At 70.0% G+C, this 17,600-nt stretch carries 10 protein-coding genes; 6 read left to right on the top strand and 4 right to left on the bottom strand.

The window, feature by feature from the left end:
* Nucleotides 1–37: 37 nt before the first annotated feature.
* From treZ to F787_RS0109365, 3 genes are read right to left on the bottom strand one after another with little or no spacing between them, the layout of a single operon-like run.
* Nucleotides 38–1,792, bottom strand: a complete 1,755-nt coding sequence (gene treZ / locus F787_RS0109355) for a malto-oligosyltrehalose trehalohydrolase (RefSeq protein ID WP_028491993.1) — start codon at nt 1,790–1,792, stop codon at nt 38–40.
* The gene (gene treY, locus F787_RS0109360) at nt 1,789–4,446 is read right to left on the bottom strand and encodes a malto-oligosyltrehalose synthase (protein ID WP_028491994.1); all 2,658 of its coding nucleotides are present in this window, start codon (nt 4,444–4,446) and stop codon (nt 1,789–1,791) included. The genes treZ and treY overlap by 4 nt, the downstream gene beginning before the upstream one ends.
* Before the next feature lie 58 nt (nt 4,447–4,504).
* Nucleotides 4,505–6,307, bottom strand: a complete 1,803-nt coding sequence (locus F787_RS0109365; RefSeq protein WP_028491995.1) for a glycoside hydrolase family 15 protein — start codon at nt 6,305–6,307, stop codon at nt 4,505–4,507.
* A gap of 127 nt (nt 6,308–6,434) precedes the next feature.
* On the opposite strand from F787_RS0109365, the gene F787_RS0109370 reads away from it, so the two are divergent.
* The 6 genes from F787_RS0109370 (at nt 6,435) to F787_RS0109395 (ending at nt 17,062) form a co-directional block, all read left to right on the top strand.
* A complete protein-coding gene (locus F787_RS0109370) occupies nt 6,435–9,080 on the top strand; it encodes an AMP-binding protein (RefSeq protein ID WP_028491996.1) in 2,646 nt (881 codons plus the stop codon).
* A gap of 205 nt (nt 9,081–9,285) precedes the next feature.
* Nucleotides 9,286–9,858 carry a hypothetical protein gene (locus tag F787_RS0109375; protein ID WP_018870854.1) on the top strand — a complete coding sequence of 191 codons (573 nt, stop codon included), beginning with the start codon at nt 9,286–9,288 and terminating at the stop codon, nt 9,856–9,858.
* Nucleotides 9,859–10,091: 233 nt separating this feature from the next.
* Nucleotides 10,092–11,192, top strand: a complete 1,101-nt coding sequence (locus F787_RS0109380) for an acyltransferase family protein (RefSeq protein ID WP_028491997.1) — start codon at nt 10,092–10,094, stop codon at nt 11,190–11,192.
* A gap of 113 nt (nt 11,193–11,305) precedes the next feature.
* The gene (locus F787_RS0109385) at nt 11,306–13,831 is read left to right on the top strand and encodes a VWA domain-containing protein (protein WP_028491998.1); all 2,526 of its coding nucleotides are present in this window, start codon (nt 11,306–11,308) and stop codon (nt 13,829–13,831) included.
* A gap of 221 nt (nt 13,832–14,052) precedes the next feature.
* Complete coding sequence (locus tag F787_RS0109390; protein WP_028491999.1) at nt 14,053–15,054, top strand: diguanylate cyclase domain-containing protein; 1,002 nt, start codon at nt 14,053–14,055, stop codon at nt 15,052–15,054.
* 118 nt (nt 15,055–15,172) lie between these two features.
* On the top strand, nt 15,173–17,062 hold the full coding sequence (locus F787_RS0109395) for a DEAD/DEAH box helicase (protein WP_028492000.1): 1,890 nt from the start codon (nt 15,173–15,175) through the stop codon (nt 17,060–17,062).
* A 27-nt stretch (nt 17,063–17,089) separates the two neighbouring features.
* Here F787_RS0109395 and F787_RS0109400 read toward each other — a convergent pair whose 3' ends face one another.
* On the bottom strand, nt 17,090–17,599 hold the full coding sequence (locus F787_RS0109400) for a CZB domain-containing protein (protein WP_028492001.1): 510 nt from the start codon (nt 17,597–17,599) through the stop codon (nt 17,090–17,092).
* Nucleotide 17,600 lies beyond the last annotated feature (1 nt).

Genomic DNA, 17,600 nt, shown 5'->3' on the forward strand with positions numbered 1-17,600 from the left:
CGGGAGCCGCTGGCAAAAAGGGTGGTGCGTCACGTTCTCAGTCCTGCGGCGCGTCCGGCCCGGCAAGCACGGCGACCGCTTCCGCGGGCAGCCGGAGCCCGGTGTGATCCAGCCGGATGTCCGGCTCGGAACGCAGGTGCAGGGACAGGTGCGAGGCCTCCGGGGGCAGGGTGAGGGTCCGCGGCCGGGCGGCGAGATTGCAGGCCACCACCAGATCCGGACGCAGCAGCAGGAGCCAGCGGCGGGATTCGTCGAATTCCACGCGCAGGCGGTCGAGACGGTCGTCGGCGAGGGCGGCTCGGGAACGGCGCAGCCGGATCAGGGCGCGGTGCCACTCGAGGATGTCCGCATGGGGTTCCTGCAGCGGTTCGTCCCAGTCGAGCCGCGAGCGCTCGAAGGTTTCGGCGGCCTGCGGGTCGGGGATGCGCGCGGGATCGTGGCCGAACCCGGCGAATTCCTTGCGGCGACCCTCGCGCACCGCTGCGGCCAGTTCCGCGTCGCGGTGGTCGGTGAAATACAGGAACGGCGTGGACGCGGCCCATTCCTCGCCCTGGAACAGCAGGGGGATGAACGGCGAGGTCAGCACCAGCGCGGCCCCGACTTTCAGCAGACCGTGCGACAGCAGATGGCTGCTGCGTTCGCCGGTGGCCCGGTTGCCGATCTGGTCGTGGTTCTGCAGGCAGCCGACGAAACGTCGCCCCGGCACGTCACTGGCCGGCCGGCCGTGCGCCCGCCGGCGGTAGCGGGAGTAGCGGCCGTCCAGGGCGAAGCCGCGGTCGAGCACGCGGGCAAAGTGCTCAAGTCGGCCGAAATCCGCGAAATAGCCCTGCGATTCGCCGGTCAGCAGGGCGTGCAGGGCATGGTGAAAGTCCTCGTTCCACTGCGCATCCAGGCCGTAGCCGCCGACCTCGACCGGCCGGATCAGGCGCGGATCGTTCGCATCGCTTTCGGCGATCAGCATCAGCGGTCGGCCGATCTGCGTCTCCAGACGCCGAACCTCGTCGGCCAGGGCCTCCATCAGATGGATGGGGGAGGTGTCGACGATGGCATGGACCGCGTCCAGGCGCAGGCCGTCGAAGTGATAGTCGCGCAGCCACATAAGGGCGTTGTCGAGGATAAAGCGCCGCACCTCGTCGCTGTCGGGGCCATCGAGGTTGACGGCATCGCCCCAGGGCGTGCTGTAGGTGTCGGTGAAATAGGGACCGAACTGACCGAGATAATTGCCGTCCGGACCCAGGTGGTTGTACACGACATCCAGGAGCACGGCGAGGCCGTGCCGGTGGCAGGCGTCCACCAGGCGCTTCAGGCCGTCCGGGCCGCCCAGGGCGTGATGCGGGGCGAACAGGCTGGTCCCGTCGTAGCCCCAGCCGCGTTCGCCGGGAAACTCGGCCACCGGCATCAGCTCGATGTGGGTGATGCCCAGCCGGACGAGGTGGTCCAGACGGTCGATCACCGCATCGAAGGTGCCGGCCGGCGTGAAGGTCCCCACGTGGATCTCCATGATGACCGCGGAGGCCAGCGGCGGGGCGCGCCATCCGGCATCGTTCCAGTGGAACCGGGAATGCTCCAGCCAGCGCGACGGCCCGTGGACGCCCTGTGGCTGCCAGGGTGAACGCGGGTCCGGGAAGGGGCCGCGATCGTCGACCCGGAAGGCGTAGTCCACGCCGTGCGTCAGGGCGGGCGCGTCCACCGCCCACCAGCCACCCTCGCGGCGCGCCATCGGGAACCGTTCGCCGGCGCATTCCAGCGTGACGTGGGCGGCGTGCGGGGCCCAGACCGTCACCCGCGTCACTGTGGCTCCCCCACCCGCTCGAGAAGGGCGACCGGGAACCCGGCCAGCAGAGCCGCGAGCGGGATATCCCCGCCTTCGAGGTCTTCCCCCGTGAGGACGTTCCGCCAGTGTCCCGGTGGCAGGGGAAGTACGGTGTCCTGCCAGTCGTCGGCCAGTCGGAGTATCAGCCGGGGCACCAGGGTCAGCACCTGGTCGCCGCGCAAAAAGGTTACGGCGTGGTCGGCCCGGGGGCCCCGGGCGGCGACCGGCTGATAGCTGCCGTCGGCCCCGAACGCCCCGGGCCGCCGCCGACGCAGGGCCAGCGCCTCGCGCAGCAGCCACAGCTTCGGGAGGCCTTCATCGGCGCGCTCCAGGATCTCGGCGGGCGACAGCACGTCCAGTCGGGCCAGCTGCTCACGGCGTAGCCGAAAATCGACCGGCCGCCGGTTGTCGGGGTCCACCAGGCTGAGGTCCCACAGCTCCGTCCCCTGGTAGGTGTCCGGCACTCCGGGTGCCATGCACTTGATCAGGGTCTGCGCCAGGCTGTTGACCCGTCCGGGCGCCACTAGCGGCCGGACGAAGGCCTCGAGCGCCTCGACGAATGCCCGGTCCTCCAGCAGGCCGCGGGCGAAATCCATTACGGCCCGTTCGTAGTCCGGGTCGGTCCGGGTCCAGCGCGTGTGCTGCTTCGCTTCGCGTATGGCCTTCTCCAGGTAGGCGCAGAGGCGTTCCTGGTCGATGGGCCAGGCGCCCACCAGGGTCTGGTAGATCAGGTATTCCGTCGCGGGGTCGGGACCGGTACTCGCACGGTGACGGGCGTTGCGCTCGCGCCATTTCTCCACGGTACGGCCCCAGTCCTGCGGGATCTCCGACAACAGCAGCAGGCGGGCCCGCACGTCTTCGCTGCGCTTGGTGTCGTGGGTGGATGTGGCGAGCATGGCGTCCGGGTGCCGGTCCAGGGCGTCGTGACAGGCGCGATGGAAATCCGCGGGGGATACCCCGAACCGGTCCGGCGCGCCGCCCACCTCGTTGAGCGCGACCAGCCGATGAAACCGGTAAAAGGCGGTGTCCTCCACGCCCTTGGCCATTGCCGGGCCGGTGAGCTGCTGAAAGCGCAGGGCCAGCTCGGCCTCCTGTTCCCCATCCACCTCCAGCGAGAGCAGGGCGCGCAGGAAGTCCAGGAGCTCGGCATCCAGCTCCGGGGCTTCGGCATGCGCCTGTTCGATGGCGCTGCGGATGCAGCGGGCATCGGCCTCGGTCAGGTCGGCGTCCCGCGCCAGGTAGGTGCGGTAGACGGGAAAGCGGGCGGCGACCTCCAGCAGCACGTGATGCAGCTGCTCGCGGGTGTAATCACGGTGGCGGCGATGACGTTCGCAGATCAGCACGAACAGCGAGGTCAGCCGGTGGAGTTCGCTGCCCAGAAGCTCGCGCAGGACCTGGCGCTTGCTCGCGACCACTACGGTGCCGAAATCCGCGGGCTCCCCGGTAAAGTTCTCGTACAGCGAGGTCATCGGGGGCTCCCCGGCGGGATCCACGAACAGGCCCTGGACCCGGTTCAGAAAGTCGTAGCCCGTGGTCCCCGCGATCGGCCACTGTGGCGGCAGGCGCTCGCCGGGTTCCAGGATCTTCTCCGCCACGATCCAGGCCTCCGGGCAGGCCTCGCGCAGGCGCCGGAAGTATTCTTCGGGGTCGCGCATCCCGTCGGGGTGGTCGACCCGCAGACCGTCCACGGTGCCTTCGGCCGTCCAGCGCAGGGGCAGCTCATGGATCGCGTCAAAGACCTCGCGTCGCTCCACGCGCAGCCCGGCCAGGTCGTTGATGTCGAAGAAGCGGCGGTAGCCCAGATCCTCTGCGGCGGTGCGCCACCAGGCAAGCCGGTAGTTCTGTTCACCGATCAGGGCGTCCAGCGCATCGGGGCTGGCGTTGATGGCATCGACCTCGGCCTGCACGGCGGCCCGGGTCCCGGCATTGTCGCGGCAGGTCTCGTCCAGCAGTCGCTGGATCACCTCCTGGTCGCGCCGGCGCCGTTCGGCCGGCTCGCCGCCGGTTACCCGCGGGCGTGGCAGGCGTGCGCAGGACTCGGCCAGAAAACCGAGCAGCTCCGGGCCGCTGCGCCGGTAGACCCGCTGGAGCAGGTCATGCAGCGAGGAGGGGTCGACGGGGAAACGGTGTTCGTAATAGTGCAGCGTGAACCGGCCTTCGGCGAACCGCAGCTGCAGTTCGCCCGCCTCGAGGATGCGGCCGTAATGGTCGCCCAGGACCGGCAGCAGCACCTTGTCGGGCCAGCGCTCTTCCGCGGCTTCCCAGTCGACGTCGAACCAGGGAGCGTGGCGGCTGGAGGGCCCGTTTTCGAGGACATCCCACCACCAGGGGTTCTGGTCGCCGGCGATCGCCATGTGATTGGGGACGATGTCCAGTACCTGTCCCATGCCGGCGCGGGCGAGGGCCACGTTCAGCCGCTGCCGCGCCGCCTCGCCGCCCAGTTCGGCATTCACGCGGCCCGGGTCGACGACATCGTAGCCATGGGTGCTGCCGGACACCGCCTGCAGGAACGGCGACAGGTAGACATGGCTGATCCCCAGATCCGCCAGATACGGCACGACCGCGGCCGCGTCATCCAGGGTGAACCCCGGATGCAGCTGGAGACGGTAGGTTGCGACGGGTCGAGCGCTCACCTCTCTCTCATAGCACGAAAGCGCCGCCACCGGAACGCCCGGCCGGCCCGGTTGCGGATCAGGTCCGGCCCAGGTTGATCCCGGTGGAGATCAGCCCGACGTGACTGAAGGCCTGCGGGAAGTTGCCGAGAAACGCCCCGCTGGCCGGGTCGATCTGTTCCGGCAGCAGGCCCAGCGGGCTGGCCCGGGCGCACAGTGAGTCGAAGAGCTCCATCGCCGCGTCCCGTTCGCCCTGGGCCAGAAGGTTGTCGGCCAGCCAGAAGCTGCACAGCAGGAAGGCACCCTCGTGGCCGGCCAGTCCGTCGGGGGATTCATCGGGAAGGTAGCGGAATAGCAGTCCGTCGCCGGCGCCCAGCCGACGCACCACCGCGCGAGTGGTGGCGATCATGCGCGGATGGTCGGCGGGAATCACCCGCCGCAGGGGCAGGGCCAGCAGGCTGGCGTCGATCCCGCCGCCGCCGAGGTGTTCGGTCAGGGTCTGCTGCTGCGGGTCCCAGGCCTGCTCGAGGATGGCCGTACGGATCCGCTCGTACTCGAGTTCCCAGCGTCGGGCATCGGCCTCCATGCCCATGGACCGGGCCATGCGCGCCCCCCGGTCCAGTGCCACCGCGCACAGCGCCGCGGAATAGGTGAACGGGCGCCCCGGCGTACGCACCTCCCAGATCCCGTGGTCGGGCGTCTGCCATTCCCTCGCCGCCGCTTCCACGAGGCGCCGCAGCCGGTCCCATAGCGCGGGTTCGAGTGCGCCGCCGCGACGCACCCATTGCCAGGCGCAGTCCATGATCTCGCCGAACACGTCATGCTGGCGTTGCTCGGCGGCGGCATTGCCCCACCGCACCGGCGCAGACCCGCGGTAGCCCTCGAGTCCGGGGTCGTGCCATTCCGGTGGCGGAGCGTGGCCGTCCACGTCATACAGCACGCGTGGCCGCCCGGCGCGGTCCACCGCATCGAGTACCCAGCCAAGAAAACCCTCGGCCTCGTGCCCCATGCCGATCTGGGCAAGCGCATAGACCGAGAACGCCGCGTCGCGGATCCAGGCATAGCGGTAATCCCAGTTGCGTGGTCCCCCGATCGCCTCCGGCAGGGAGGAGGTGGGCGCGGCGATCATCGCACCGGTCGCGGTGTAATCCATCATCTTCAGGGTGATCGCGGAGCGGCGGACCAGTGCCGTCTGCGGACCCTGGTAGCGGAACGAGCGCATCCAGTCGCGCCACACCGCGATGGTGTCCGTGAGGAGTTCTTCCGGCGGGCGGGGATGGAAGCGGTGCCCCGCGGATTCCCAGCTGAGGACGAGGTGGTGGCGTTCGCCCGCGGACAGCTCGTGGGTGGTGTCCAGCCCGGCCAGCGGGAGCGAGGAGGTCAGGTGCGGCTCGAGCTCCGGGCGACGCTGCAGGCGCAGCTGCAGGCCCGCGGCATGCGGTCGGCACTCGGTGTCACCGCGCGGTTCCAGCCGGACCCGCAGGCGCACGCGCCCCTCCACCACCTCGATCATCCGCAGGAGTTCGCCGCGCCCGGCGGGGGCATCTTCGGACAGGTCGGCGCCGGCGCGGAAGGTCAGCGCGTCGGTCACGCGGACGCGTCCCTCCGGCCCCGAAAGGTCCGTTACGAGCACCCCGGTGTCCGGCTCGTAGCGCTGCGTGGCAGCGGTCAGGTTTTCCGGGGCCACCGTGAAGGAACCGCCGTTGCGATGGTCCAGCAGGCCGCAGAACAGGGCGTCGGAATCGAACCGCGGGACGCAGAGCCAGGAGATGGAGCCGTCGCGCCCCACCAGGGCCGCGGTGGTGCCGTCGCCGATCAGCCCGTGGTCCTCGATCGGGAGGTAGCCATCGCGCGGGTACGGGGGCAGCTCGGTGGCGTTCAACGGAACCCCCTGCAGTCTTGTCGTTAGCCAGAAGATTGGGGTTTCGTGACGAATCCTGTCAATGCGTATGATGGAAACCGCACTGCCCACCACGTTGCGCGGGCGCCGTCCCGCCGGAGGCCAGCGGATGAGCGTTCAGACCGTCGACGAACTCCTCGCCTCGCGTTCCCCCGAGTCGGGTCGCGAGGCGGTGGTGGCCATGACCCGCGATGGCCACGAGACCACCGAGCGGGCCGAACTGCTCGAAAGGGCCGCGAGACTGGCGGCCGGGCTGCGCGCGGCGGGCCTGGAACGCGGGGACCGCGTGGTGCTGCTGGCCCCCAACAGTCCGGACTGGATCGTCTCGGCGCTGGGCGTGATGAACGCCGGCGGCAGCGTGGTGCCCCTGGATACGCAGATGCCGTCCGAGGACCTGCGCCACGCCCTGACGGATTCGGGCCCGCGCTTCGTCTTCACCACCTCGGGGCTGGAAGAGCGGCTGGCGGATGTCCCCGGTGACTGGCAGGTCCGCCTGTTCGACGCCGCAGAGGATGCCCCGAATGCCTGGGCGAGCCTGCTGCAGGCCGAGCCCGCCGACTCGATCGCTCAGGCCGGGGATGTGGCCGCGGTGTTCTACACCTCCGGCACCACCGGTCCGCCCAAGGGCGTGCCGCTGACCCACCGCAACCTGGCCAGCAACGTGGAGGCCCTGTGCGCCGAAGAGGTCGCGGACCATAAGGATCGAGTGCTGGTGCCGCTGCCGTTCCACCACGTGTATCCGTTCACGGTCGGCATCCTCGTGCCGCTGACCCTGGGGGCCTCCATCATCGTGCCGTTTTCCCTGGTCGGGCCACAGATCGTGCGCGGCCTGCGTGATGGCGAGGCGACCGTGATGCTGGGCGTGCCCCGGCTCTACGAGGCCGTGTGGAAGGCGCTGCAGGATCGCGTTGCCAGCCGGGGGCGGGTACCGGCGCTGCTTTTCCGCGCGATGCTGGGCCTGTCGAAACAGGCGCGCCAGCGCTTCGGCCTGCGCCTGGGTCGGCGCTTGTTCCGGAGTCTGCATCAGCGCCTGGCGCCGCGTCTGCGCATGGTGGTGGCCGGGGGCGCGGCGCTCGACCCCGCGCTGGGCCGCAACCTGCAGGCACTGGGCTGGGAGGTGGCGACCGGCTACGGCCTCAGCGAGACCTCGCCGATTCTCACCTACAACCCCCCGGAGCGGGTGCGTCTGGACGCCGCGGGGGTGGCGCTGCCGGGGGTCGAACTGGCCATCGACGACGGTGGCTCCGGCGACGGCCGTGGCGAGGTGATGGCCCGCGGGCCGAACGTGTTCGCCGGCTATCTCAATCTCCCGGACAAGACGGCGAAGGTCCTGGACGCGGACGGCTGGTACCGTACCGGAGATACCGGCGAGATCGATGCGGATGGGTTCCTTTATCTGCACGGTCGGGAATCCGCCATGATCGTGCTCTCCGGTGGCGAGAACATCGATCCCGAACGTGTGGAGGGCGCGCTGCAGTCGGCCGAAGGGATCCGCGAGGCGGGCGTGCTGGAGCATGACGACCGGCTGGCGGTCGTGGCGGTGCCGGATGCGGGCCTGATGCGTGAGGCCGCCGGCGAGGAGCTCGAACGGCGCACGCGCGAGGCCGTCAATGAAGCGGCGAAGTCGCTGCCCACCCATCATCGCCCGGGCGTGGTGCGCGTCGCGCTCGATCCCCTGCCGCGCACGCGTCTGGGCAAGCTGCGCCGGCACAAGCTGGAAGAGCTGTTCGAGGAGCTGGGGCGCGAGGACGCGGTCTCGCGGGCCCGTCCGGAGCCGGTGTCGCCGGAATCCATGGCCCCGGAGGATCAGCAGCTGCTGTCCGACCCGGGCGCGGAGCGCACCTGGAACTACCTCGCCGAGCGTTTCCACGACCGGCGCCTGACCCCGGACACCGGGCTGGCCGACGAACTGGGCATCGATTCGCTGAGCTGGGTCGACCTGACCCTGGCGCTGCAGGATCGCGCCGGGATCGATCTGGACGACACGGCGATCGAACGGGTCGAGACGGTGCGCGATCTGCTGCAGGAGGCGGCGGCCGCGGGGGTGGCCCGCGAGGGGCAGGCCGATCTGAAGGAACAGCTCGCGGATCCGGAGTCGCTGCTGGAGGCCGACCAGCAGACCGCCCTGGAACCGCCCGGTCCGCTGCGCCGCGCCGCGGGGATGGTGTTGCTGGCCGGCGCGCGGGTGCTCTCACGGCTGCTGATGCGCGTGGAGGTGCACGGTCGGTTCCCCGCGAACGGACCGTACGTGATCGCCCCGCGCCATCTCAGCTTCGTCGATGCGCTCGCGCTGTTGCCGGCGCTGGACCGGCAGCGTCTCGAGTCGCTGTACTGGGCCGGTTTCCAGGGTTACCTGTTCACCGGCCCGCTGTCGCGGGCCTTCAGCCGCACGGCGCGGATCCTGCCGGTGGACCCGGGGGCCGCGCCGCGTCGCAGCCTGGCCCTTGCGGCGGCCAGTCTGCAGCGCGGTCACGGACTGATCTGGTTCCCCGAGGGCCAGCGCTCGCCGGACGGAAGCCTGCAGCCCCTGCGTCCCGGCATCGGGCTGGTGCTGGCCGCGCAGCCCGTCCCCGTCGTGCCCGTGTGGATCGAGGGCACCCGCGAGGTGATGGCCCCGGGGCAGCGTCTCCCGCGGCCGGGCGGGAAGGTGCGCATCGTGATCGGGGACCCGGTGGATCCGACGACCGCCGGCGGGGATGAACGGGCGATCGTCCGCGACCTCCAGGCGGCACTGGAGGAACTGGGGCAGAAATGACCCGGTTGCCGCATGCCGAATGCCGGAAATGATCGGCAAGGGTGCTCCGGGGACACTGGAACGATCCGGGGATGCGTGAGGATCCGGGGCGCCGCATGGAGCGGCGCGGCCGTGCTCGGGAAGATTCTGGCATGCGTTTCGCTTGGCAAGGTTGCCCCGGCTCCGTTCATTTGGAGCGGGAAAACCTTTCGAGCAGGAGCACGCCATGATCAACAGTATCGGACCCAATCCGGCCACCATGGCCCAGACGGCGGGCATGAACGGACCGAATGGCGCCGGGAACCAGGGCCCCGCGGCCGCGGCCGGGCAGAACCCGGCGGGCCAGGCGACCGGGCAGGCCGCCGGCATGGCCGCGGCGCAGCAGGCCCAACCGGCCCAGGCGGGCGCACAGGGAGGCATGCAGGCGGCGCAGCCGGCTCAGGCCGCAGCCAGCCCGGCCATGGGGCAGGCCCAGCCCGCACAGAACGCCACCCAGGCGGCCGCTACCCAGAGCCCGGCGGCTCCGACCGGTTCCACCGGCAACACCGGGAGTACCTCCGGAATTGGCGGCACCGAAGCGACGCAGTCCGCGGGCGAGATCGATACCGGACTGTCCGTCGATTCGGAGATGCAGGCGGGCGATTCCTCGACGGACACCGGCTCTGGCAACCCGGATAACGGCGCCGCGCAGGACGAACCGGGCGCCGAGGAAGAGATGGGCTCCACCTTCATGGCGGACGGCAGCCTGGCCAGCACGGGCCCGGATACCACCGGCTCCAGCGTCAACATTCAGGCCTGATCGACCCGGAGACCTGTCCGTTCCCGGAGTGGCCGGCGATTTGCTAGACCCTCCGGCATGGACTGGACGGGGACACAACGAATCCGGATCCGGGCTCGCGGGGGGCGCCGTACGCCCGGGTGCCGCGGGTGTGGCAATGTGCCACATGGGTCGCGCCGACCTGTCGCTTTTCGACACATAACCCCGAACTTCGAGCTCGGGGCCGAAGTTGCTGGCGCGAGCAGGGTGGCCGCATGACCGCCCTCTCGGCATCGCGCCTGGAGGGCCTGGATCTGGCGCGTGCGCTGGCCGTGGCCGGCATGCTGTCGGCGCATGTCGGGCCGGTGGGCCTGGAGACGCTCGGCGGGCAGCTGTACGCGTTGCCTCAGGGTCGGGCGTCGGTGCTGTTCATGCTGCTGGCCGGGGTGGGCGTATCCTTCCTGGCCGCCTCGCGGCGTCCGCGACGCGGCGGGGCCGAGGCCCAGTTGCTGTGGCGGGCCGCGCTGCTGTTCCTGATCGGGCTCGGGCTGCAAGCCCTGGAGCCCGACGCCATCTACGTGATCCTGCCGGCCTACGCGGCTCTGTTCGTGCTGGCGATCGCCATGCTGCGCATGCCGTCACCCGGACTGCTGGCCATCGCTGCATTGATGCTGGCTCTCGGTCCGGCGATCTTTCTGCACGGGCAGCTGACTAGCCCCGAGGTGTTCGACCGTTCGCCCGTGATGCCGGGGCTTGCCGCGGGCGAGATGCTGCACCGTCTGGTGCTGTCCGGCCCGTATCCGCTGGTGACCTGGATCGTGCCGTTTGCGGTCGGGATGTGGCTGGGCCGGCTCGATCTGCGCAGTACCGCCGTGCGCCGGCGTCTGGTCGTGGTCGGGGCGGTGGGGACGGCCGGGGTGCTGCTGGCCAGCGCCGGGCTGCAGCGGGCGCTGGGAGTGGATGCCGACGACTGGGGCTGGAACCGGCTGCTGGTCACGCAGCCTCACAGTCAGATGCTGTTGTGGCTGGCCGGCTCGGTGCTGACCGCCGGCGCGGTACTGGGGCTGTGCCTGCTCCTCGCCGATCGGACGCGCCGCTGGCTGTGGCCCCTGATCGCGTCCGGGCAGCTGGCGCTGACCTTCTACGTGACCCACCTCCTGGTGCTCTGGATGCTGCGGGAGACACTCGAGAGTTCGGGCCTGGACGACCACGTGATGGACTCCCCCGCGATCGCGACCGTGGTGACCCTGCTGGCGATGGCGGCCTTCGCCGCCTTCGCGGTCCTGTGGCGTTCACGGTTCCACCGCGGTCCGCTGGAGAGCCTGCTGTTTCTGCCGTGGATCGCAGGGCGGCAGGGCCAGGACCGGCCTCGCTGAACGGGCTTTGAGCCGTGTCGCCCCCTCCTTTTGGAGGGGGCGTTCTTTTGTGCATTGCGCGATCCTCTCAAGGGGAACATCGGGCCAATCAATGGCACTGAGGGGAGCGGACAATGTACGGAAAACTCTGGCGCCGGGCCGTGGCCGGCGGTTTGCTGGCCGGCGCATTCGGCGTGGCGTCGCCGGTGATGGCCGATGATCACGTGAGCATCATGGTGTTCGATGCCTCGGGGTCCATGTGGGCGAGGATGGAAGACGACAAGTCGCGCATCGAGGTGGCGCGCGAGGTGGTCGACGAGTTCGCGGCCAGTCGCGACGCCAGCATTCCCTTCGGTGTGGTGGCCTACGGGCATACCCGCCGAGGGGACTGCGACGACATCGAGGCCGTGCTGCCGCTGGGTACCCACGAGGGTGACGAGATCGCGCGCACGATCCACGATCTCAATCCGCAGGGCATGACGCCGCTGACCGACTCCATGGCCAGGGCCCGGGAGATGATCCCGCGCACGGCCGAGTCCGCGGACATCATCCTGGTGACCGATGGCCTGGAAAACTGCGGTGGCGATCCCTGTGCGCTGGCCGCCGAGATGGCGGAGGAGGGCATCGACCTGCGCGCCCATGTGGTCGGCTTTGCGCTCGAGGAGGAAGAGGTTCAGACCCTTTCCTGTGTGCCGGAGCAGACCGGTGGCCAGCTGTTCACCACGCAATCCGGCGAGGAACTCAGTGCCGCCCTGGACGAGATCGCGGTAGCGGAACCCGAGGCGCTGCGTGTGCAGCTGCGCGCGCTGGACGAACGCAATCCCGAAGAGCACGTGCGCCGGGTGGACTGGGACGTCGCCGAGGAGGCGGGCGAGTCGATCTTCTCCGGGGAGTCGCGGGGCATCATCGACCTGGAGCTGATGCCCGGTCATTACACGGTCGAGGCCGAAGCGGAGGTCTTCGCCGGCGGGACCGAGTTCGAGATCACCCCGCAGACCGACGAGCCGGTCGACATCATGATGGCGAAGACGCAGGCCACGCTGGAGCTGAGTGCCGAGGATGCCGAAACCGGGGAAGCCCTGGACGGGGTCGACTGGGTCGCACTGAACGTGGAGATCGAGGACGCGGTCGAGGTTCGCAGCGAGGATACCGATCCGCTGGAACTCCACCTGGAGCCCGGGGAATACCGCATCATTGCCGAACGCGGCGCGACGAGCGGTGATGCGCGGGAGATGGCGACCCTCGCGGAAGACCGGGAAGTGGTCGTGACGCTCGAACAGGCGCTGCCGGGCGCCGAGCTCCATGCCCCGGACACCGCCGGCGTCGGTTCCATGGTCGATGTCGGCTGGGACGGGCCCGGCGAGGATCGTGACTTCATTGCCGTGGTGGAGCCGGGCGCGCCCGAGGATGATACGGGCCATTCACGCCGCGCCAGCGACCGCGTGCAGGGCGAGGAGCAGGTAACCCTGCAGATGCCGGATGCCCTCGGGCCCCACGAGCTGCGTTACGTGCATCGGGAAATGGGGGCGGTCCTGGCCACTCGCACCATCGAGCTGGAGCCGGTGGAGGCGTCCGTCTCGGCACCCGGTGATGTCCCGGCCGGGGCGCAGTTCGAGGTCGAATGGGAAGGCCCGGTCAACCGCAACGACTACATTGCGATCGTGGCGGCGGGGGCCCCGGACGACGACACCGGGCATGGCCGGCGGGCCACTGCGCGGGTTTCGGAGGACGGCGAGCCGGTGACCCTCCAGGCCCCGGATGCGCTGGACACCTACGAGGTGCGCTATGTCATCCGTGACAGTCGCCGAGTGCTGGCCTCGCAGGAGGTGACGCTGACCCCGGTGGAGGCTTCCGTCTCCGCACCGGAGGAGGTCCCGGCCGGGGCCTATTTCGAGGTCGAGTGGGAAGGCCCGGTCAACCGGAACGACTACATCGCGATCGTGGCGGCGGGGGCGCCGGACGATGAAACCGGGCATTCCCGCCGCGCCACGAGCCGGGTTTCGGAGGACGGCGAGCCGGTGAAGATCCAGGCGCCGGATGCGCTCGGCACCCACGAGGTGCGCTACGTGCTGCGCGACAGTCGCCGGGTGCTGGCCTCGCAGGAGGTGACGCTGACTCCGGTCGAGGCGTCGCTGGAAGCGCCGGACACCGTGCTGCCGGGTGCCGATTTCGAAGTGCGGTGGGAGGGACCGGAGAATCGCAACGACTTCGTGGCCATCGTGGAGCCGGACGCGCCCGAGGGTGACAGCGGCGACAGCCGCAGCGCCAGCAGTCGTGTCTCCGGCGACACCGAGACCCTGACCGCGCCGGACGAGGAGGGCGAGTACGAGATCCGCTACGTGATCCGCGATTCCGGCCGCACCCTGGAGGCCATTCCGATTACCGTCGGCGGTACCGATGTGACCCTTTCGGCCGAAGATTCCGTGGCCGCCCGGAGTACGGTGGAGGTGAGCTTCACTGGTCCGGGGCGCTTCGAGGATCTGATCGAGATCGTCGAGGCCGGCGCGGACCCGGACGACAGCGCGGTGCAGGATGCACGGGCCTCGCAGGGCAGTCCGGTGCAGCTGTTCGCGCCTTCCAGTGCGGGCAGCTACGAGATCCGCTACCGCGCTTCCGACAGCGGTGAGGTGCTCGAGAGCATCCCGCTGGAGGTGGAATAGGAGCCGGGGACTCAGGCCTTCACCAGGGGCAGGCGCCCCTGGTCGACCCGGCGCAGGCCGTACACCAGGTCAGCGACGGGCTAGACCGGTGCCATGTTCGGACCGGGGAGCCGGACCGGGCGGAAGGATTCGCCCGTATGCCCCCGGCGGGTGCACAATATGGCCTGTTTCAGGCCTGCAGGACGCCCCGGGCGGCACCCGTACATGGTGGATCATCGGCAATGACGGCTTTATCACCCGAAGCAGAGGTCCGGGCGGCGGTGGAGCGGTATTTCGATCGCTACTTCCGCGAGCGCGACCTCGTTGCTACATGTGAGCTGCTGAGCCCCTCCATGCACGGCATTGGGACCGGTTCCGGCGAGGTCTGCTTTACCCGGGAGGCGTCCGAGCAGCTCTACCGGCACGACATCGAGCAGGCGCCGAATCCTGTGGAATACTCCCTGCGGGATCTGCATGTGTCGCAGCCGGCGCCAGGGGTGGCGATCGCCAGCTGTGTGCTGGATCTGCACACGACCATTGCGCGTCAGGCCGTGCGCTTCAACGGAGTGCGACACAGCCTGGTGTGGAGCCGGCACGATGACGTCTGGCGCCTGGAGCACATCCACGTGTCCTTCCCGGGTGTGGAGCACGGGGATGATGAAGCCTACCCGGTCAAGGAACTGGAAGACCGCAATGCGGTGCTGGAGCGAAGGGTGGAAGAGCGTACGGCCGAGCTCCATGATGCGCTGGCACGGATCGATCGTCTCGCCCGCACGGATTCGCTGACCGGCCTGGCCAACCGTCGCAGCATCGATGAAACCCTGCAACGGGCCCTTGCGCAGACGGGTGGCGGGGCCTCGGCGCTGGCGGTGATTCTGCTGGATCTGGACCGGTTCAAGCGGATCAACGACGTGCACGGTCACCTTGAGGGAGACCGGATCCTGAAGGCGCTGTCCGGCATCCTGGCGCGGGCTGTCGAGGGCGCGGGCCACGTCGGGCGCTGGGGCGGCGAGGAGTTTGTCATCATCGCCCACGAGATGGATCTGACCGTCGCCTCGCAGCTTGCGGAGACCCTCCGTGGCGAGATCCACGGCCTGCGTGATCCCGACGGGGGCTCCGTGACCGGCAGTCTGGGCGTGGTGGAGGCTCGTGCCGGGGATACTCATGAAACCCTGATGGCGCGTGCGGACCTGGCCCTGTATGCCGCCAAGGCCGGCGGACGCGATCGCGTGGAGCGCGGCTGACCGCACGGCTCTCGCGTTTCGTGTATAGTGCGCAGCTGACCGTGTGGTCATTCCTTTTCGCCGGGCCCGGGGCACGTCCTGTGCCGTCGCTGTTTCCGGCCCGTGTGAGTACTGTGTGATGTCCGAATCTCCCTCCTTTGACCAGCTCGGTCTGTCCGAGCCGCTGGTCCGTGCCCTGTCGAATCTGGGCTTTGCCACCCCCACCGCGGTTCAGGCCGCCTGCATCCCTGCCCTGCTGGGTGGTCGCGACGTGCTGGGCGAGGCCCAGACCGGCACCGGCAAGACCGGCGCGTTCGGCCTGCCGCTGGTGGATGGCGTGGACGCGGCCCTGAAGGCGCCGCAGGCCCTGGTGCTGGCCCCCACCCGCGAGCTGGCCGGTCAGGTGGCCGACGCCCTGACCAGCTTCGCCGCCGGCCTGAAAGGCATCGAGGTCCTGCCGGTGTACGGGGGTCAGCCGATGGGCGTGCAAATGCGCGGCCTGCGCGGCGGTGCCCAGGTCGTTGTGGGCACTCCGGGGCGTGTAGCGGACCACGTCCGCCGTGGCAGCCTGGACCTCTCCAGCCTGCGCATGGTGGTGCTGGACGAGGCCGACGAGATGCTGCGCATGGGCTTCGTCGAGGAGATCGAGTGGCTGCTGGAGCAGACCCCGGCCGAGCGCCAGACCACGCTGTTCTCCGCGACCATGCCGGCGCCGATCCGGCGCATCGCGCACCGCCACATGCGCGAACCGGAAGAGATCCGCGTGGGTGCGGGCAACGAGGCCGGCGTCGACATCGACCAGAGCTACTGCCTGGTCGATCAGCGCAACAAGCTTGAGGCCCTGACCCGCCTGATGGAGACCGAGCCGGATCTGGATGCGGCGGTGGTCTTTGCCCGCACCAAGGCCGCGACGGTCGAGATCGCCGACCGGCTGGGCGCCGCCGGCGTGGCGGCGTCGGCGCTGAACGGCGACATGGAGCAGGGCGAGCGCGAGCGCGTGGTCGCCAACCTGCGCGACGGTCGTCTGGACGTGATCGTGGCCACCGACGTGGCCGCGCGCGGGATCGACGTCCCGCGCATCAGCCACGTGTTCAATTTCGATGCCCCGGGCGATGCCGAGGTCTACGTGCACCGCATCGGGCGTACCGGCCGCGCCGGGCGCAAGGGTCGCGCGATCCTGTTCCTGGAGCCGCGCAAGCGGCGCATGCTGAAAGACATCGAGCGCCTGACCGGCAAGTCCGTGCGTGAACAGGCCGTGCCCGACCGCGAAGCGGTTCGGGCACGGCGCGAGGATCGCTTCGCCGAGCGCGTGCGGGCTGCCGTGGCGGATGACGCCGGGGGCCGTCACGCGGCCCTGGTGGAACGCCTGCTGGCCGATGGCGAGACCTCGCCGCAGGATCTGGCCGGTGCCCTGGTGGCGCTGGCCACCGAGGGGGCCCCGCTGGATGCCTCCGCCACCGCCGGTGCGGACCCGCTGGCCAGTGCGGCCCGCGCTGCGCGCGACGACCGCTCCGGCGGCCGGGATCGTGGCGAGCGTAACAACAAACGCCGCGAAGGCGGCCGTCAGGGCGATCGCGACGCGGGTCCCGAATCCGGCATGGTGCGCTACTACATGCCGGTGGGCCGCACCCACGGCGTCGCGCCGGGCGCGATCGTCGGCGCGCTGGCGAACGAGGGCGGGCTCAAGGGCCGCGACATCGGCCGCATCGGCCTGCAGCAGGAACACTCGCACGTGGATCTGCCGGAGAGCCTGGACGAGGGCGCGATCCGCAAGCTGGGCGGCATCCATGTCGCCAACCGTCGCCTCGGCCTGACCCTGGAGATCCCGTCGCCGCAGGGCCCGAGCCACGACGCGCCGGCGCGCAAGTCGAAGCCCGCATCCCGCAAGCCCGCCGGTGGCAAGCCGGCGACCGGCAAGCGCCCCGCGTATCAGGCGGCGGGCAAGGGCCCCGGACGGGCTGCGGGCAAGGGCCAGAGCAAGAACGGTACCGGAACCCTGGGCATCCGCCGCAAGGCCGCCAACGGCTGACCGCGGAAGGGGCGGCCGGGAGCCGCTTCAGCTCTCGCAATGCTCGCAGACGGCGTCGGCGGAGGCGTCGTCCGGATATCCGCCCAGCCGCCGGCGGACCTCCGCCTCGTCCATCGCCCGGATATCTTCGGCCAGGCGGTCGAGGTGCGTGAGGATAGTCGCGGAGCACTGCTTGAGATGGGGTAGCAGCTCCCGAGCCCGGTCCAGCCGCCGGGTGTCGTCGAACCCGGTGGAACCGAACAGCCGTGCCAGCGGTGTCGGCTTTTCGGTCTGTTCCTCGAACAGGATGTTGAAGATCCGCCGGTAGGTGGCGTGGAGTTCGTCGTGTGGCGGTTCGATCCGGCAGTAGGAAGCCAGATCCGACAGGCCGCGCCCTTCGCCGTAGTACCACTGGCCGAACTTGCAGTCGGTGGGGGCGACCGGGACCTTGTCCTGGTCCAGCGGGATCCCTTCGATCAGTCCGTGGGCGTAGCTGACCCACATCTTGTGGCTCAGCCGGGCGCGGTGGATCCGCTTGATCACGTCCGCTTTGGTCATC

Source organism: Thioalkalivibrio sp. ALE19 (assembly GCF_000428605.1).
GTDB lineage: Bacteria > Pseudomonadota > Gammaproteobacteria > Ectothiorhodospirales > Ectothiorhodospiraceae > Thioalkalivibrio.